We start from the raw sequence: 18,439 nt of genomic DNA, 5'->3' as shown, positions 1-18,439 counted from the left end.
TCACGCTGCGGCGTTGTCGCGCAGCACCTTGCGGACATAGGCATTGGCCGAACGGAAATGGCTCGGCCCCGAGGCCTCGGCCCATCGGCCAAGCGTCCATTTGTTCATCCAGGGATAGAGCCCCGGCGTGTAGAGCAGGTCATCGTGACCATCGGCGATGAAGGCGCGCAGGCGGTCGGCGGCCTGTTCGAACCCGGCCCGGACCTCCGCCCATGGGCGGGCTGCAGCGTCTTCGTAGATCGCCGCGTTGTAGGCCTTGAGCTGGTTCCACTTGACGCCCGGCGCCGGGGTCTCGACGGTCTTGCCGGCGAGGCCTTGCTCGTACCAGTCGAAGAACAGGCCGATCCAGTGCGTGCGATGGGCGATCACCGACTTGATCGTCGTCGGATCGTCGGCGGCGTGCCGATCGGCCATATGCGCGTCGATACCGGAAAGCGTCCCGCCGAGCTTGGCCCGCTCCCTGTCGAAGGCCGTGAGAAGGTCGTCGCGCGTGGTGGCTGCTGGCATGGCGCTCCCCCATCGGGTCGCCTCGACCGTGCCGCACCTGTGGCCTGCGCGCCTTGCGCCTGATCAATCGGTTTCGGAAGGGTTGCCGAAGGGCGGTGTCGCGTCGCCCGCCTCGAACGCACGCTGGTGCTGCAGCATCCAGTGCACGGTCGGAAATGCGAGATCATCCCAGGGAATGTCGCGCCAGTCGAACAGGACCGCTTCCAGCGTCTCCTCGCCGGCGGAGAAGAGCCCGTCGGTCAGGCTCGCCCGGTAGATGAGTTGCACCTGGCTGAGGCGCCGCACCGTGTAGACGGACAGTAGCCCGTGCAGCGTCAGGCTGGCATTGGCCTCCTCGCGCGCTTCACGCGCCGCGCCTTCCTCGGGCGTCTCGCCCAGTTCGAGATAGCCGGCGGGCACCGTCCAGTAGCCGCGACGCGGCTCGATCGCGCGGCGGCACAAAAGCACCTTGCCGGCGTGCGTGACGACCGAGCCGACGACGATCTTGGGGTTCTCGTAGGCGACGAAACCGCATCTGTCGCAGACATCGCGATGGTGGGTGTCGCCGTCCGGCCGGGTGCGGGTGAAGCGCGGGCGCATGTGATCGTTCATGGTCGGGAGATAGGGCGCCGGACCAAAGCGGACAGTCAGGCGGGGCGATCGACGGCCGACCGGATCATCATCAGTTCGCCCAGATTCTCCATCGTCACATAGCCGGCCAGCCGGCCGTCGCGGCCACGCACAGCCACGGCGGGCTTGCGCTGCTGCTGGATCAGGTCGAGCGCCAGATCAAGGCCCTCGCTCTCGGCGATGACCGGCACGTCGTGGTTGACGAAATCGTTGACCAACCCGTCGCGTCCGGTGCGTTCGAGACCGGCGACGAGGTCGCGGCGTGTCAGAACGCCGACCATCGCGCCGTTGCCGTCAAGGACGGGAAATTCGTGCTGGGTCGTCTTCAGAAGCAGTTCGGCCGCATCGCCCAGCGTCGCGCCGGGGCCGAGCGATTCGAACCGCGTAATCATGCCGTCGCGGACATGCAGCGAGCGGGCGATGTCGACCATGCCGGTCGCCTGCGCCTCGCTGGTGGCGGCGATGTAGACGAAGATCGCAACGAAGACGAGCAGGGGATTGCCGCCCAGAAGACCCAGAAAGCCGAACGCGAAGGCTGCGAACTGGCCGACGCGCGCGGCGATCTGCGTGGCGCGCACGCGCGAATAGCGCGTCGCCAGCAGCGCCCGAAGCACGCGACCGCCATCCATCGGGAAGGCCGGAATGAGGTTGAACAGGACCAGGATGATGTTGACCGTCGCCAGGCGCGCCACGAAGCTCGCGGCCGGATCCTCGAGCATTTCGGCGGGATCGAGATTGACGGTCGCGCCGAGCACGCCGATCAGGATCGCCGCGATGACCACATTGACCAGCGGGCCGGCGAGCGCGACGACGATCTCCTTGCGCGGGTCCTCGGGCATGCGTTCGAGCGAGGCGACACCGCCGATCGGCAGCAGCGTGATGGTCGGCGTCTTGATGCCGTAGCGGCGCGCGGCGAGCGCGTGGCCCAGTTCGTGCAGCACCACGCAGGCGAAGATCGCCGAGATGAAGGCGACGCCCTCGACGGCGGCGGCCGCGCCGCCCTGCTGCATGTAGATGAACGCCACCCACGCCAGCAGAAGGAAGAAGGTCAGGTGGATGCGGATTTGGCTGCCGGCCACCGTGCCGATCGAAAAGGACCATTGCATGGGCGTATGCCTCCGGCTTGCGTCCGCTCAGACCAGCCCGCGCTTTTCGAGCATCGCATCGGGCGTCGGCAGTCTGCCGCGAAACGCGGTGTAGGCGTCCTCGGGTTCCATCGCGCCGCCCGATCCGTAGACATGGCGACCGAGCGCGTCGGCGAGACCGGGATCGAACACGTCGCCCTTTTCCTCGAAGGCGGCGAAGGCGTCGGCGTCGAGAACCTCAGACCACATATAGGAATAGTAGCCCGCCGCGTAATAGTCGCCCGAGAAGATATGCTGGAAATGCGGCGGCCGGTGGCGCATCGCGATCGCCTTAGGCATGGCGAGTTCGGCCAGCTTTTCGGCCTCGAACACGGCCGGGTCGGCCGGCGCCTCGCCGCGCGCGTGGAGGGCCATGTCGACGAGCGCGCAGGCGGTGTATTCGATCGTGTCGAAACCGGCATTGAAAGTCTGCGCGGCAAGCACCTTGTCGACCAGCGCGGCGGGCATCGGCTCGCCGGTCTCGTGGTGCCGGGCAAAGCCGTTCAGCACCTCGGGCACGGTGAGCCAGTGCTCGAAGAGCTGGGAGGGCAGTTCGACGAAATCGCGCGGCACGTTGGTGCCCGAGACCGACGGATAGGTGACGTCCGACATGATGCCGTGCAGCGCGTGGCCGAATTCGTGGAACAGGGTGCGCGCATCGTCGAACGACAGGAACGCCGCCTGGCCGGCGGGCGGCTTGGCGAAGTTCATGGTGTTGGTGACGATCGGCGTGCGGCCGAGCAGCCGCGACTGGAGCTGCATGGCGCTCATCCAGGCGCCCGAACGCTTGGAGGCCCGCGCGAAATAGTCGCCGATGAAGACCGCCTTGTGGTCGCCGTTCGCGTCGGTCACCTCCCACACGCGTGCGTCCGGGTGGTGGGTGGCGGTGCCGGGTCTCTCGGTGAAGGTCAGGCCGAACAGCCGGCCGGCGACGTGGAAGGCCGCCTCGATGATCCGTTCGAGGGGCATGAAGGGGCGGACCTCGTCGTCCGCATAGTCGTGCCGGGCGGCGCGGATCTTTTCGGCATAGTAGCGCCAGTCCCAAGCCTGAAGGTCGTGATTGGCGCCCTCGGCGCGCATCAGCGCGGTGATGTCCTCTGCCTCGGTGCCGGCGCGCGCGCGGGCCTTGTCCCAGACCGTTTCGAGAAGCGTGTTCACGGCCTCGGGGGTCCTGGCCATGGTGCCCTCGAGCTTGAGCTCGGCGAAACTGTCATGGCCGAGCAGACCGGCCTTTTCGGCGCGCAGCTTCAGCGTCTCGGCGATGATCGGCCGGTTGTCGGTCGCCCCGTCGCCGTCGCCGCGGCCGGTCCAGGCGCGGAACGCCCTTTCGCGCAGGTCGCGTCGGTCCGAGAAGGTCAGGAACGGCACGACGATGGAGCGGGCGAGGGTGACGGCGTGCCTGCCCTCGTGGCCGCGCTCGACGGCGGCCGAGGCCATCGCGGCGATGGTCGATGAAGGCAGGCCGGCGAGATCGGCCTCGTCGTCGAGGACCATGATCCAGTCCGCCTCGTCCTTGAGCACGTTCTGGGCAAAGGCGGTGCCCAGTTCGGCGAGGCGCTCGTTGATGGCGATCAGCCGGGCCTGCGCATCGCCTTCGAGGGCCGCACCCTGGCGGACGAAGTTGCGATGGTACTTCTTCAGAACCTGGACCTGTTCGCCGTTCAGGCCGAGCGCGTCGCGCTGCTGCCAGAGCGTGTCGATGCGGGCAAACAGCTTGCGGTTCTTGGCGATCTCGCCGGCGTGGCGGGCGAACTGCGGCGAAAGCTCGCGCTCGGCCGCCTGGATGGTCTCGTTGGTGTCGTTGCCGGCCTTCGAAAAGAACAGGGTCGCGGCATTCGACAGAAGGTCGCCGGACCGCTCGAGCGCCTCGATCGTGTTGGCGAAGGTCGGCGGTTCGGGATTGTCGGCGATGGCCGCGCTCTCGGCGAGGTCGCGGACAAACCCCTGGCGGATCGCCGGCGCATAGTCGGTGTCGGCGATCGCCTCGCGCCGGGGCAGGCCCATCGGACCGTCCCAGGTCTCGATTGCCGGGTTGATCGTGCCATTGTCGCTCACGCCGCCATCTCCTGTCGCCTTGTCCACGCGATGCAGGTAGGCGACGGCGTTGGTGCCGCCAAGTGGGGCCGGACGAATTTCGGCGGCCGAAGCCGCCCCGGTCGCGTCGGGCGGCTAGAACTTGTAGCCGACGCGGGCGGTGAGTTCGTTGATGTCGGCGTCGATCTTGGTGTGGTTGAAGTCGACGAAATTGTAGAAATTGTACTGCAGGCCCGCGATCAGATAGCGGGTCAGCATGACATCGAAGCCGACCCCGTAGACCGTGCCCCAGTCGTCGCCGGCCAGGTTGGTGGTGCCGCGCGCGACGCCGATCGCGCCGTAGCCGTGAAAGCGGCCGTAGGCTCCGCCGGCCCGCAGCTTGGCCGCGAACATGTCCTCGACCTTCACGCCCGAGCCGTCGGTGAACATGTTGTCGTGACGGGTGTAGGTCAGCTCGCCGCCGCCGACGAAATGGCCGATCTGCTTGTTCACCACGCCATAGACGCCGATCGTGTCGCCGTCGCCTTCGGCTTCGAGCCTCAGCACGGTGTGCAGGTCCTTCATCCAGGCATAGCCGTAGAGGACCCCGAGCTGGGCTCCGGTCCAGTCGCCCGTACCGAGCCGGCCCGCCTTGTCGGAGGCGAACGCCGGAGCCGCCGGGATGGCGAGCGCGGCGAGGCAGATGATCAGTTTACGCATATCACGACCCTTCGCGGTGGGATATGCGAAGGACGGTAAAGCGATATGGTTGCCAGTTGGTAAACGGTTCGGCGTCGGGCGTTCAGCCGGTCGAACGCGTTCGCGCCGTCTCGTCCTGCGGCAGCGCGACCAGCGCGCTGGTGTCGATGAAGTTGCGCAGCATCATCGGCGCGACGTCGGCGTGCGGCACCGGCTGCGAGAACAGATAGCCCTGCAGCTGATCGCAGGCGATGTCCTGCAGGAACGAGAGCTGCTCGCGGGTCTCGACGCCCTCGGCGGTGATCTTGATGCCGAGGTTCTCGCCGAGCGAGGCGATCGCCATCAGGATGGCCCTGGCGCTGGCGCCACGGCCGATGTCGGCGATGAAGGACTGGTCGATCTTCAGCCGGTCGAACGGGAACTTGAGCAGGTAGGACAGGCTCGAATAGCCCGTGCCGAAATCGTCCATGACGATCGCGCAGCCGAGCCGCTTGAGCGCGGCGAGGCGATTGATGACGTCCTCGGAATCCTCGATCAGGAGGCCCTCGGTGATCTCGATTTCCAGCCGCCGGCCGTCGAGACCGGTGGATTCGAGGACGGTGGCCACGTCGGCGACGATGTCCGAGCGCATGAAGTGCGTCGCGGCGACGTTCACCGACACGCAGACATTGTCGGGCCAGTCGGCGGCGGCCCGGCAGGCCGTCAGCAGCGTCCACTTGCCGATCTCGACGATCAGGTTGGACTGTTCGGCGATCGAGATGAACTCGCCCGGCGAGATCTCGCCGCGGATCGGATGGTCCCAGCGGATCAGCGCTTCCATGCAGCATATGTAGCCGCTGTCGGCGCTGATCATCGGCTGGTAGCACAGGCGGAATTCCTCTTCCTCGAGCGCCTGATGCATCTCCTGTTCGAGGATGCGGCGCTCGCGCTGGGCGAAGTCCATCTGGGCCTCGAAATAGCGGAACACGCCGCGGCCGTCCTCCTTGGCGCGATAGAGCGCCAGGTCCGCATTGCGCAGGATCTGTTCGGGCCGCGTGCCGTGCTGCGGGGCAAGCGCGATGCCCACGCTGACGCCGATCCACAGCGTCTCGCCTTCGATTTGGTAGGGCTCGAGCACCCTTGCGATCAGCCGCGAGGCCAGCTTGGCGGCGAAGACCGCGTCGTTGCTGCGCTCGATGATGATGGCGAACTCGTCGCCGCCCAGACGCGCGACGCAGTCCTCGCTGCGCACCGCCTCGAGCACGCGGTTGGCGACTTCCAGAAGCAGCTTGTCGCCGATCGGGTGGCCGTAGGTGTCGTTGACCAGCTTGAACTTGTCGAGGTCGAGGAACAGCAGGCTGAACGGCGTGCCGTAGCGCTCGAGCGTGCGCACCGACGCTTCCAGCCGCTCGGTGAAGCTGGCCCGGTTGTAGAGGCCGGTCAGCGTGTCGCGATGGGCAAGCTGGATGATCTTGCTTTCGGTCGCCTTTTCGGCGGTGACGTCGCTGACGGTGCCGACGAAGCCGGGCGCGCCGTGCGAATCGATGCTGGTCGGCTTGCCGGAGACGCGCCACCAGCGGACTTCGCCGGCGACGCTGACCGCTACTTCCGCTCCGTGGAAGGGCTTGCGTTCGTTCATCGCCGCGCGGATCGCGTCGATGCCGGTATCGCCGGGCACGGCCGCCTGGCTGAGCAGCCGGAACAGCGGCACGCCGGCATCGGAGGGCAGCGAAAGGCGCTGGCGCAGACGCGGCGAAACGCGGACCGTGCGTCCGCTCTCGTCGGTTTCCCAGAACCATTCCGACGCCGTTTCCTCGTAACCGCTGAGCAGGCGGTGGTTGAGGTCGGCGATCTCCTTCTGGCGGACCTCGCCGCCAATGCCCGCCATGAACACCCGGGCCATCTGCAGGCCGACCCAGGGCATGAAGACAAGATAAAGGACGACGAGCGCCATCGTCGAACCGATCGCCTGGTCGACCGGCTGAAATGCAAGGCCTGCAAGCGCCGTGATGCCGCTCGCCGCGATGAAGGAGAGCATGGCCTGGGCCATCGCCGCGAAGACGAAGCCGACGATCAGCATGCCGGCGGTAAGGATCGCCGCCACGATGACGAGCATCTGCGTGTCGGTGGACGGCACCATCACCGCCAGAAGCACGCCCCAGTTCAGGCCGAGCAGCGTGGCGATCGCGCAAAGCTGGCGCACGGCGCCCCTCAGGCCGGGCTCGGCTTCGCCCACGTGGCGCCGTCGCCACCACAGCCGGGTCGCGGCCAGTTGCAGCAGCACGAAGACCGTCAGAAGCCCGGCGACGATGGGAAAGCGGGCGTTGCCCCACGCGCTGAACAGGAGCAGGGCGGCCGCCGGCACGGCCGCCGCGGCGGTGACGGGCACCAGATTGAGGGCGGCCGAGACCTGGGCCGCCATGGCCCGGCGGCGCTGCGCGGGCGCCATGTCGGAAAGGCCGACATAGCGGTCGATGGCGGCGCAAACTGAACCGACGGGATTGTCGAGCGGCATGGGGTCCCCCTGTGCCGGACAATCTATCGGGGGCGGGTTAAGCAATTGTTCCGGCGCGGCTTATCAAGCTGTCCGCTTTCCGACACTTCTTATGAGTTCGTTCACCTAGCCGCGATTTAGCGGTCGTTTACCGCGACGCTTAAGCCGATCTTGTGTCTCCCCGTTCTATCGTCGGGCCGTTAAGTCGTAACTCGGGGGCGAACATGGCTTACAAGGCCAACGACACAAAAAACGAAAATGTCACTCTTGGTGCACTGACCGGCAGCCTGCGCGATTACAAGGCGATGACCGGCACCAACATGCTGAGCCGCACGGACGGCTTCTTTGACTGGCAGGAAGAACGGCGGCGCTGCGATCTGTGGCCCTACGCCAAGTCGACGGCCACCGCGCCGAAGACGCACTGCGCGGCCAAGACCGATTCGGGCTTCGCCATGGAAGGCGTCAATTTTGCCAGCCAAGACTATCTGAGCCTGTCCTCGCATCCGGCCGTCAAGGAAGCGGCCGTCGAGGCGATCAAGGAGTATGGCGTGCACAGCGCCGGCTCGGCCGCGCTTCTGGGCAACACGCGCCATTCGCTGCTGCTCGAACAGCGCATCACCGCGTTTCTCGACGGTCGCGAGACTGTGCTCTATCCGACAGGCTGGTCGGCCGGCTTCGCCGCGATCCAGGGGTTCGTCCGGCCGGACGATCACGTGGTCATGGACGTCCTGGCGCATTCCTGCCTGCAGGAGGGCGCGCGCGCCTCGACCCGCAACATCCACTATCACGGTCATCTGAACATCCGCGCGATGGAGCGGCGTCTGCAGAAGATCCGCGCCAGCGACACCGAGAATGGCATCCTGCTGGTCACCGAGAGCCTCTTTTCGATGCATTCGGACACGCCGGACATCGCGGCCATGCGGGCGCTGTGCGACGAATACGATGCCGTGCTGCTCGTCGACTGCGCGCACGATTTCGGCTCGATGGCCGATGACGGCCGCGGGCACATGAGCCTTCAGAACGTGCTGCACGATGTCGACATCATCATCGGCAGCTTCTCGAAGACGTTCGCCTCCAATGGCGGGTTCATCTCGGTCAAGGACCGCGCATCGGCGGAGTACCTGAAGTACTATTCGGCCACGCAGACCTTCTCGAACGCCCTGTCGCCGGTGCAGGCGGCCGCCGTTCTGGCCGCCTTCGACATCGTCGACTCGGCCGAGGGACGCGATCGTCGCCGCAAGCTGATGGACAACATCCTGTACATGCGTTCGGAGATGACCAAGGTCGGCCTCGAAACGCTGGGCGATCCTTCGGCGATCGTTCCCGTGCGCGTCGGCGCGGAGGGCCTTGCCCGCATCGCCTCGCGCGAACTGAGCGGCCTCGGGGCGATCGCCAATCTGGTCGAATACCCGGCGGTTCCGCAGGGTGGCGCGCGGTTCCGCGTGCAGGTGATGTCCGATCACAGCCACGCCGATGTCGACCAACTCGTGCGGCTGATGCTGCAGGCGATGCGCAACGCGGAGAAGGAGTATCTGGTGCTCTGCGACCAGCATCCGTCGCTGATGAAGAACCAGCGCGCCGCAGCGCCCGCGCTCGACAGCGTCCGGGACGCCGCCTGATCATGTTCGCCGAGCACAAGAGGCTGCTGGCGATCGACGATGACGTGTCGTCGGCCGAACTGATCGTCCGCATCGCCGAACGGTGCCGCTACGAGGCGTTCGCCACGTCGGATTCGCGCGGCGTCATGAACCTTGCGTCGGCGCTCAAGCCGTCGATCCTGGCGGTCGACATCTGCATGCCGAACCTGGACGCGAACGATCTGTTCGAACTGCTCGCCGGCGAGCAGTACAGGGGGCGCATCCTGATCGTCAGCGGCCAGGAGCCGAAGGTGCTCGAGGAAACGCGGCAGCGGGCGCTGGCGCTGGGTCTGGACGCGCCCTTTGCGCTGCTAAAGCCGCTCGACATACCCTCGCTGCGCAACATCCTGCTCGACCGGGATCTCGCCTCGGCGGCGTGACGCCCGGGCCGGCAAGGGGTCAAGGCAGAACAAGAAAAGGCCCGGCGCCGTTGAGGCGCCGGGCTTTTTTCGTCGATGGCCGACATCGCGGGGTCGTCCGGTCACCGGATCGTCACGAGACCGCCTGGACGTGAAGCGCCTGGTTCATCTTGCCGAGCAGCCGGCCCAGATCGATCGGCTTGGTGTCGAAGTCGGTGCATCCGGCCGACAGCGCGTTCTGGCGGTCGGTCTCGAACGCACTCGCGGTCAGCGCGATCACCGGGATGTGGGCGACCTCGGGGATCTGCTTGATCCGGCGGGTGGTCTCGCAGCCGTCGATGCCGTCGCCGAGGCCGATGTCCATCAGGATGATGTCGGGCTGGATCTCCTGGACGCTGTCGATCGCCGACAGGCCGTCCACGGCGAAGCGGATCGTGTAGCCGCGCTTGCCGAGACGGCGGCCGATGATGTCGCGGTTGGTGGGGTGATCCTCAACGATCAGTACGGTCGTCATTGTCTCGTCCTGTCCGTTCTCAGGCTGCATCCTTGGCGAGGTGGGCGTCGAGCGTCTTGCGCAGCTTGGCCGAGTCGACGGGCTTGCTCATGAAGCCGTCGGCGAGTTGCGGCGCGTTGCTCTTGGGGTCGTCCATGATCGACACCATGACCACGGGGACGTTGGCGGTGATCGGATCGTTCTTCATCGTGCGGACCAACTGCCAGCCGTCGACCTCCGGCATCAGCACATCGAACAGCATCAGCGCCGGCCGCACCGCCCTTGCGAGATGCAGGGCGCTGGCGGGGTCGGTGCTCAGGATCGGGCTCAGCCCTTCCTTGCGCAGCATCCGGTCCATGATCTCCAGATATTCCGGGTCGTCGTCGACCACCAGCACGGTGCGCTTGGTCCTGGTCCCCTCGGCGCCCGAGGACAGGGCCTTGTCGGCCTCGTTCAGATGGCGCAGTTCGTTGGCCGCCTCGCGCAGCGTGTCGTCGACCTGCGCTTCGCTCATCTCCGGCGCATCGGGCATCTGCGCCCGCATCGGCAGCGTGATCGTGAAGGTCGATCCCTCGCCGAGCACGCTTTCGGCGGTGATGTCGCCACCCATCAGCCGGCACAGGTTCTTGGATAGCGAAAGGCCAAGGCCGGTGCCGCCGAACTTGGCGTTGATCGAGGCGTGGGCCTGGGTGAAATTCTGGAAGAGCGAGGCGAGAGCCTCCTCGGAGATGCCGACGCCGGTGTCCCGCACGGACAGGTCGAACATCTCGACGCCGTCGCGCTCCTCCTTCTTGGCTTCCAGCGTGATCTTGCCGTTCTGGCAGAACTTGGCGGCGTTCGACAACAGGTTGAAGGTCGCCTGGCGCAGCTTGGTCAAATCGAGATGGGCGGTGCCCAGTTCGCCGTGCTTGATGACCTCGAAGACGTTGGTGTTCTTGGCGGCGAGCGGACGGGCCGTCACCTCGATCTCCTCGACGAGCTGGTCCAGATCGATGTCCTCCAGATAGAGTTCGGTCTTGCCGGCCTCGATCTTTGAGATGTCGAGGATGTCGTTGACCATTGCCAGAAGGTGCTTGCCGGCCGCCGAGATCTTCTGCAGGTCGGCGATCTGCTCGCCATTGCCGTCGAGCTCGGCATCCTCGAGCAGGATCTCGCTGTAGCCGAGCACGGCATTGAGCGGCGTGCGCAGCTCATGGCTCATCTTGGCGAGGAATTCCGACTTCGCGCCGTTGGCGCGCTCGGCCTCCTCCTTGGCGGTCTTCAGATCGTCCATGGTCTCCTGGTGGCGGGCGATCTCCTTGACCAGTTCGGACTGGGAGTCGACGACCGAGGCGTAATAGCTCGCCATGAAGAAGATGTAGAGCGAGGCGCACAGCATCGAGATCATCGTCACGTCGACCATCTCCGAAAGCGGGATGTGCATCGGGAACGACTTGTTCATCAGGTAGACCGCGTAGAACGCGCCAAGCCCGATGACGATCTGCGAGAAAATGGCGACCGATGTCCTTACGCCCGAGCCCAGATAGAAGAACGCCAGCAGCGGCACGACGAGGAACCACATCAGGAACGGCGAGGAGACGCCGCCGAAATGGTAGGAGGTGATCAGGATCGCGAAATTGAGGTTGGCCACCGATGTGATCGCCAGAAGCTCGTAGCGCTTGGGGAAGAAGTGCAGCGCGATCGGGAAGAACCAGAACAGCGTGATCGAAACGCCCAGGATATGCACATGCGGCCAGGGGTTGGGATCGTTCAGGAACAGGTAGATCGTGATCGGATGGCCCAGAAACGGGCCGAACAGGTGCGACAGGATGAACATCCGGACCCGCTTGTAGGCGGTGATGTCGTTGCGCAGCCGTTCGGGGGTGAGCGCCTCGGTCCAGCGGTCGATCAGTCGGGTCAGCGATTTCATGGCAACTTCCTGCAGCGGCATCCGGGCCGAAAACGTGCTTTCGGTCCGGTTAATTCTGGCCGACAATTGTAAACATCGCCTTAGCCGGACCTTGGCGTTTGCCTGCTAACCTCGGCGCAATCTCAATTGCCGGGGGACGCATTGATGATCGCCAGCCAAAACGCACGCGCCGCCACCATCGCCGGCCCCGCCGCGAATGCGCCGCGGTTCCCGGCCAACGCGAACCGGCCGGGGCCCGCCGAGGCGGGACATGCCGATCCCGCTCGACTGTCGGCGCAGCTTTTCCAGCTCGTCTCGACGTCGCTCGACGGCCCGCGCGGCATCCACCCGCAGAGCTTCGTGTGCGCGTTCGGAGCGCTTGCCGGCTATGCGGCGCGCTGGATCGTGCACCGGTCGATCGAGGCGGGCGATCTCGACGATGATTTCCGGACGCCGGCCGGCGTGAGACGGCCGGGGGTGACCGTGTCGGCGCATGTCGACCGCCATGTCCACGACCTTACCGGGCCGAGCTATGCGGCGGCGCTGGTGCCCGACATGATCGCCGCCGGGGCCGACTGGCTGCCGCAGATCAATGCGATGATCCAGCACAATTTCATGGCCATCGATGCGCCGGCCTATCCCGACTACACGGTCGACGCCAGGCACCTGCCGCAGATTCCGCCGCAGGCGCTTCTGCTGATGCTGTGGGAGAACACGTTGACCTGTCTGCGCAGCGCTCCGGAGGCCGAGACGACCGCGCAGCAGGCACTGGCGCTCGCAACGGTCAAGGCCGCCAACCTTTATGCCCGCAAGGTGCCGCTCGCGGTCTCGGGCCAGCTGGCGCTGGAGACGGCGATCGCCATGTCCAAGCTCGAGCATGGTTTCTAAGGACAACGGTAGCGTTCAGGTCCACGCTCGTCGATCTTTTTTGCGGCGCACAAAGTATTGCAACCGTCTTCGCGCGTGACGTGTCTTTTGGACTACGCATGCGTTAGTCATGATTTTCATACGTTCGTCTTCGGTTCCAGTTCTCCGCTCGGATCGAAGTCATGCGTAAGTCCCGTGTCCTGCTTTCCACTCTTGCCTGTTCCGCCGCGCTGGCCGGTGCGTTTCAGCCCGCGCCGACCCGCGCCCAGTCGCTGGTCGATGTCTGTAGCGGCCTGAGCGTCGACCTGCCGGTGCTCGATCCGATCGAGAACGTGACGTCCGGCCTTCTGACCGGCCTGCTCGATCCGCTCCTCAACCTGATCATCGGCGACATCAATGACGAGATCCAGGTTCCGCTCAGCGGCCAGAACCTCGGCCTGACCATCCTCGACACGGACGGCAATCCGGTGGCGCTGGGATCGGGCTGCGAACTGCGCACCGAGGGCGTCAACGTCGACAACGGCCAGGGCATCACCCTCGGCGGAGGGCAGATGGACGGGCTCGGCGGAACCGGAAATCCGACCGCATCGGCCGGCGAGGCCGACGCGATCGCGATCGGCAACGGCGCCAGCACGGCCGCTGGCGCGACGGGCGCGGTAGCGCTCGGCCTGCGCGGCACGGTCGGCGCGATCGACGGCGTGGCAATCGGTCGGGACGGATCGGTGACGGTTCAGGGCGGGGTCGCGCTCGGCGCCGACGCGATCGCCGACCGGGCCGGCTTGGCCGGTTCAAACGAACTGTTCTCCGGCACGTCCGTCGCCTCGACCGCCGGCGCGGTTTCGGTCGGCGCGGCCGGGCTCGAACGGCAGATCACCAACGTCGCCGGGGGCACCGCCGACACCGACGCCGTCAATGTGCGCCAGTTGCGCAGCGTCGGCGACGGACTGGCCGGCGCGCTCGGCGGCGGTGCCGGCTTCGACGGCGGAACCGGCCTGTTCACCGGGCCTTCCTACGTGATCCGCGGGTCTACCTATGGCGATGTCGGCACCGCGCTCGCCGCCGTCGATTCGGCGCTCGCCTCGGTCGACGCCGATTTCGGCCTGCTGGCGGCCAACAACACGTCCGGCCTGCCTGCGGCGACGGCGACGGGCGACGATGCGATGGCCGCCGGCTGGGGCGCGAACGCTGCCGGGGCACAGGCGACCGCGACCGGCGCTGGCGCGCAGGCGACCGGGGCCCGCTCGGCAGCCTACGGCAACGCGGCGGCCGCGACGGGTGATGGCTCGACGGCGGTGGGCCAGGGCGCCACGGCAAGCCATGCGGGCAGCGCGGCGATCGGCGCCGGCGCGCAGACCGCGCGCGCCAACCAGATGGCGCTCGGCACGCAGACCAGCACCTACACGATGGCAGGCCTGACCAGTGATGCCAGCCGCGCGGCACAGACGGGGCCGACGCAGGTGGTCACAGCCGATGCGAATGGCAACCTCGCCGCCGTTCCCCTGCAGTCACTGCTGAGCGGGCTGGATTCGGGCGTCGGCGATCTTGTCGGCGACGTCGAAGCGCTTGGCGGACGTGTCGCCGCGCTCGAGAACCGGCTCGATGCCGCGCAGACCGAGGCGCGACGCGGAATCGCGGCCGCCATGGCGATGGCGAGCGCGCCGATGCCGTCGGCGCCCGGCCGCACGACGTGGGCCGCCAATGTCGGCATGTTCAAGAGCGAATGGGCGACAGGCTTCGCCGTCGCGCACCGGCTCGATACCCACACGCCCGCCGGGGTCAGCGCCGCCGTCAGCCTGAACGCGGACGGCGTGCCTGCCGCGCGCGCGGGGTTGTTCGGCGAGTTCTGAGTGGAGGCAAAGCGTCCGCGCCGGACCTTCACCCGGCCGGCGCCTTGCCGTAAAGCGCCTCGATCTCGTCGCCGTACAGATCGAATATCTTCGCCCGGCGCACCTTCATGGTCGCGGTGACCTCGCCATCGTCATGGTCGAGTTCCTTGGGCAGCAGCCATATCTTCTTGACCTGCTCGACGCGCGCCAGAAGCTGGTTCTGCTTGTCCACCTCGCGGTCGATCAGTTCCCTGACCTGCTCGTTGCCGGCGAGCGAGCGGAAGGTCGTGTAGGCGATCCCCTTCGATTCCGCCCACAGCCGCACCGTGTCGAAGTCGAGCTGGATCAGCGCGGCGACGTAGGGGCGCCGGTCGGCGATCACGATGCATTCCTTGATGTAGGGCGAGGCCTTCATCGTGTTCTCGATCAGCGACGGCGCAAGGTTCTTGCCGGCCGCGTTGATCATGATGTCCTTCTTGCGGTCGACGATGGAGATCGAGCCGTCCGGAGCGGCCTCGGCGACGTCGCCTGTGTGCAGCCAGCCGTCGGTCAGCGTTGCGGCCGTCGCTTCAGGGTTCCGGTAATAGCCCTTGAAGATGGTTCCACCCCTGACGAGCAGTTCGCCATCCTCGGCGATGCACCAATCGATCCCCGCCGGGAAGAAGCCGACGCGGCCGTCGCTTTCGCCCCAGTCGGGCTGCAGGCTCGCCGCGCCCGTCGTCTCCGACATGCCCCAGACCTCGCGCACATTGATACCGATGCCGCGCAGGAAGGCGAGAAGATCGGCCGAGATCGGCGCTGCGGCGGTGATCGCGAAGCGGCAGCGGTCAAGGCCCAGATAGCTGCGGATGTGGCGGTAGACGAGCGCGTCGAACAGCGCGTTCTCCGCCCTTTGCGCAAGGGACCAGCGGCTGCGCGGCGTGGCGGCGCGGCGTTTCGCCGAAGCGAGCGCGGCGAAGGTCAGGGCGCGGCGCAGCCGGCCTGCCGTCGCCGCCTGCACCATGACGCCCGCCTGCATCTTTTCCCAGATGCGCGGGACGCCGAAGAAGATCTGCGGCGCCACGTCGCGCAGATCGAGCGTGACGGTTCGCAGCGACTCGCCGAAATTCATCACGAAGCGGCCGGCGAGCGCGTTGATCACCGTCATGTTCTGCTCGGCGATGTGGCACAGCGGCAGATAGCTCAGCACGTTCGTGCCGGGCCGGAACCGCTCGAAGAAGGACGAGGCGAGCACGGCGGCGGCATGCAGGTTGGCATGGCTGATCTCGGCCGCCTTGGGCGGGCCGGTGGAGCCGGACGTGAACACCATCATCGCGGTGTCGTCCTCGGCGATCGCCGCCTTGCGGCGCTCCACCTCGGCGCCGAGATCGGCGATCGCGGCATGGCCGGCTTCGAGCAGCGCATCGAAGCTGATCAGGCCGAGCGCATCTTCGCCCAGAAGGCCCTTGGGCTCGAACACCACCAGCTTGCGCAGCCTCGGCAGCCTGCCGCGCAGTTCGGCGATCTTGTCGAACTGCTCCTGGTCCTCGATGAACAGGATTTCGGTGTCCGAGGCGTTGACGAGGTGTTCGATCTCTGCGGCGGGACTGGTCGGATACATGCCGACGACGACACCGCCGGCAGCGTTGATGCCGAACTGCGCGAGCACCCATTCGCGCCGGTTCTCGGACAGGATGCCGACCTGGCTGCCCTTCTTGACGCCCAGTTCGATCAGGGCGGCGGCAAGGGCGTGCATCGTCCGTTCGAGATCGGCCCAGGTCATTTCGCTCCAGATGCCGTGCCGCTTCTGGCGCATGGCGACATCGTTGCCATGGGCGGCCGCGTGGGCCGAGACGATGTCAACCAGCGGCCGGAAGCCGGCCTCTTCGATCCGGCCCGTGGCGCCTTGTTCGTTCATGGTCAGCTCAGCCATCGCTTGCGCCGCTTGTAGTGTTTGACATTGCGGAAACTCTGCCGCTCCGCGCCCTGCTCGCCGACGCCGAGATAGAAGCTGCGGATGTCGGGATCGTCCTTCAGCTTTTCGACAGGCCCTTCGAGCACGATCTGGCCGCTTTCCATGATGTAGCCATAGTCGGCGACCGAAAAGGCGATGGCGGCATTCTGCTCGACGAGCAGGATTGAGGCGCCGTCCTCGCTGTTGAGCCGGCGAATGGTCGCGAAGATCTCCTCGACGATCTTCGGAGCCAGTCCCAGCGAAGGCTCGTCCATCAGGATCAGCCGCGGCTGTGCGATCATCGCCCGGCCGAAGGCGAGCATCTGCTGTTCGCCGCCGGACAGGTAGCCGGCAATCTGGTCGCGCCGCTCCTTGAGGCGCGGAAAGAAGGCGTAGACCTTGTCGTAATCGGCCTTCCGGCCCGAGCCCTTCAGGGCGTAGGAGGCGGCGACGAGATTGTCGTGCACGCTCATTTCGGTGAAGATGTGCCGGCCCTCGCGAATGTGCACCATGCCGCGCCGGACCAGGATGTCGGGTGCGATCCCCGCGGTCGACTTGCCGTCGAAAACGATGCGCCCGTCGCCGATCTGGCCGTTCTCCAGACCCAGAAGGTTGGAGGCCGCCTTCAGCGTCGTGGTCTTTCCCGCCCCGTTGGTGCCCAGCAGCGTGACGATGCGGCCGTCCGGCACCTCGAGCGAAAGGCCCCGCAGCGCCTGCAGCGTGTGGTGATAGGTCACCTCAATGTTCTCGATCGTCAGCATGGCGAGACGGAAGGGGGCCGAAGCCCCCTGCCCTGGATCAGACGGTGAACCAGTCCGAGGTCGGCGTGAACAGCCGCGATTCCGCCGAATACTGATAGACGCGGCCGGTTCCGATCTTGTTGTTCTCCATGGTGACCGGCCCGCCGAAGAAGCCGCCCGTGTCCCAGTCGGAGATGCCGGACAGGGCCGCCGAGAGATTGTCGGCGGTCAGTTCCTGGCCCGCCTCGGCGGTATCGCGCAGCGCCTTGATGGCGATGTCGAGCGCGCACATCGTCTGCAGCGCCCAGGTGGACATGTAGTTCTCGAGCGGGGTGCCGGCGAACATCTCCGACGCCATCGCCGCGAACGTCTGGTAGCGCGGCGCGTCCTCGCGATCGTAGAAGTAGCGGTAGGGCATGACGCCCTGATAGCCGTCAAGGAACGGTCCGGCTTCTTCGGTGACGCGGTCGGCGATCAGCTTCTCCATGCCCCAGAACGTGCCCATGAACTGGGTCGGCAGACCGAACTGGCGCGCGCCGCCGATCAGCTGCGGCCAGACGCCGGTCACGTAGCCCTGAAGGATCGCGTATTCGGCGCCGGACTGGGCGAGCTTGGTCACGTGGGTCGGAATGTCGGCGCCCTGCGCCTTGGTGGTCTCCTCGAGCACGACCTCGATGCCGAGTTCCTCGGCCCGCATCTTGCCGTGCTCGATCGGATCGCGGCCGAACTCGGTGTTGGAGAAGATGAAGGCGACCGACGAGCCGCCCTGGTCCTTGATGTTCTGGAGCAGGATGTCGAACTGGTCCTGGTAGGTCGGGCCGGCCAGGTACTGGTAGGGGTTGGTCGCCGGGTTGGCGAGTTCGGAGGCGAACGAGGTCGAGCCCATCAGCCGCGCCTGATCGCCGGTCAATTCGGGCGCGACGAGCTTCATGAAGCCTGTCGAATCGCCGAAATAGGCGACCAGCGCGTCACCCTCGGTGGCGAGCGCACGCTGGTAGTTGGCGAGCGCGTTCTGCGGGATGTAGCCCGAATCCTCGGTCACGAAGCGGATCGGGGTGCCGGCGATACCGCCCTCGTCGTTGATGAGCTGGCGGGCCATGGTGAACACCGGCGCGACGAGCTGGCCGGCGGTGGCGAAAGGCCCGGTCAGCGGCAGCGACGCGCCGATGACGTACTCGGACGGCTGGGCGCGGAGGATGGCGGGCATGCCGAGCGCGGCGGTCGCGGCGGCACCGGTTGCAAGGAATGTGCGGCGGGTCTGGTTCATGTCT

The 18,439-nt window shown here is 66.6% G+C and carries 15 protein-coding genes; 4 read left to right on the top strand and 11 right to left on the bottom strand.

Features of this window, described 5'->3' with window-relative positions; all coding sequences use genetic code 11:
* The 6 genes from E0E05_RS00180 to E0E05_RS00155 all read right to left on the bottom strand — a co-directional run bounded on the left by E0E05_RS00180 (nt 1) and on the right by E0E05_RS00155 (nt 7,446).
* Nucleotides 1-507: a ClbS/DfsB family four-helix bundle protein gene (locus tag E0E05_RS00180; protein WP_131614848.1), complete on the bottom strand. Its 507-nt coding sequence runs from the start codon at nt 505-507 to the stop codon at nt 1-3.
* A gap of 63 nt (nt 508-570) precedes the next feature.
* Complete coding sequence (locus E0E05_RS00175) at nt 571-1,086, bottom strand: NUDIX hydrolase (protein WP_244597847.1); 516 nt, start codon at nt 1,084-1,086, stop codon at nt 571-573.
* A gap of 47 nt (nt 1,087-1,133) precedes the next feature.
* Nucleotides 1,134-2,222 (bottom strand): site-2 protease family protein, encoded by a 1,089-nt coding sequence (locus E0E05_RS00170; RefSeq protein ID WP_131614846.1) that lies wholly within the window; start codon nt 2,220-2,222, stop codon nt 1,134-1,136.
* Between the two features lie 27 nt (nt 2,223-2,249).
* Entirely contained in the window at nt 2,250-4,295 is a 2,046-nt protein-coding gene (locus tag E0E05_RS00165) for a M3 family metallopeptidase (protein WP_131614845.1), read from the bottom strand.
* 114 nt (nt 4,296-4,409) lie between these two features.
* Entirely contained in the window at nt 4,410-4,973 is a 564-nt protein-coding gene (locus E0E05_RS00160; protein ID WP_039730596.1) for an outer membrane protein, read from the bottom strand.
* A gap of 82 nt (nt 4,974-5,055) precedes the next feature.
* On the bottom strand, nt 5,056-7,446 hold the full coding sequence (locus E0E05_RS00155; RefSeq protein ID WP_131614844.1) for a putative bifunctional diguanylate cyclase/phosphodiesterase: 2,391 nt from the start codon (nt 7,444-7,446) through the stop codon (nt 5,056-5,058).
* 203 nt (nt 7,447-7,649) lie between these two features.
* On the opposite strand from E0E05_RS00155, the gene E0E05_RS00150 reads away from it, so the two are divergent.
* Together E0E05_RS00150 and E0E05_RS00145 are read left to right on the top strand one after the other, a co-directional pair.
* Nucleotides 7,650-9,044, top strand: a complete 1,395-nt coding sequence (locus E0E05_RS00150; protein WP_131614843.1) for an aminotransferase class I/II-fold pyridoxal phosphate-dependent enzyme — start codon at nt 7,650-7,652, stop codon at nt 9,042-9,044.
* Between the two features lie 2 nt (nt 9,045-9,046).
* Nucleotides 9,047-9,442, top strand: coding sequence for a response regulator (locus E0E05_RS00145; protein ID WP_131614842.1), 396 nt, complete (start codon nt 9,047-9,049; stop codon nt 9,440-9,442).
* Nucleotides 9,443-9,554: 112 nt separating this feature from the next.
* Here the strand turns inward: E0E05_RS00145 and E0E05_RS00140 are convergent, their stop codons facing one another.
* Both E0E05_RS00140 and E0E05_RS00135 read right to left on the bottom strand, forming a co-directional pair.
* Nucleotides 9,555-9,935 (bottom strand): response regulator, encoded by a 381-nt coding sequence (locus E0E05_RS00140; protein ID WP_131614841.1) that lies wholly within the window; start codon nt 9,933-9,935, stop codon nt 9,555-9,557.
* Nucleotides 9,936-9,954: 19 nt separating this feature from the next.
* Nucleotides 9,955-11,823: an ATP-binding response regulator gene (locus E0E05_RS00135; protein WP_158629233.1), complete on the bottom strand. Its 1,869-nt coding sequence runs from the start codon at nt 11,821-11,823 to the stop codon at nt 9,955-9,957.
* 144 nt (nt 11,824-11,967) lie between these two features.
* On the opposite strand from E0E05_RS00135, the gene E0E05_RS00130 reads away from it, so the two are divergent.
* Nucleotides 11,968-12,690: a hypothetical protein gene (locus tag E0E05_RS00130; RefSeq protein WP_131614839.1), complete on the top strand. Its 723-nt coding sequence runs from the start codon at nt 11,968-11,970 to the stop codon at nt 12,688-12,690.
* 161 nt (nt 12,691-12,851) lie between these two features.
* Nucleotides 12,852-14,516, top strand: coding sequence for a hypothetical protein (locus E0E05_RS00125; RefSeq protein ID WP_131614838.1), 1,665 nt, complete (start codon nt 12,852-12,854; stop codon nt 14,514-14,516).
* A 28-nt stretch (nt 14,517-14,544) separates the two neighbouring features.
* Here the strand turns inward: E0E05_RS00125 and E0E05_RS00120 are convergent, their stop codons facing one another.
* Genes E0E05_RS00120 through E0E05_RS00110 form a run of 3 tightly spaced genes read right to left on the bottom strand, consistent with a single transcriptional unit; the run spans nt 14,545 to nt 18,435 of the window.
* Nucleotides 14,545-16,407, bottom strand: coding sequence for an AMP-dependent synthetase/ligase (locus E0E05_RS00120; RefSeq protein WP_210215739.1), 1,863 nt, complete (start codon nt 16,405-16,407; stop codon nt 14,545-14,547).
* Entirely contained in the window at nt 16,395-17,189 is a 795-nt protein-coding gene (locus E0E05_RS00115; RefSeq protein ID WP_131614837.1) for an ABC transporter ATP-binding protein, read from the bottom strand. Before E0E05_RS00115 ends, E0E05_RS00120 begins: the two co-directional genes overlap by 13 nt.
* Before the next feature lie 37 nt (nt 17,190-17,226).
* Complete coding sequence (locus E0E05_RS00110; RefSeq protein WP_131614836.1) at nt 17,227-18,435, bottom strand: ABC transporter substrate-binding protein; 1,209 nt, start codon at nt 18,433-18,435, stop codon at nt 17,227-17,229.
* Between the last annotated feature and the right edge of the window lie 4 nt (nt 18,436-18,439).

The organism is Roseitalea porphyridii, from assembly GCF_004331955.1.
GTDB lineage: Bacteria > Pseudomonadota > Alphaproteobacteria > Rhizobiales > Rhizobiaceae > Roseitalea > Roseitalea porphyridii.
The sequence above is the reverse complement of the archived record's forward strand: the minus strand, read 5'-3'. Positions and strand labels throughout refer to the sequence as shown.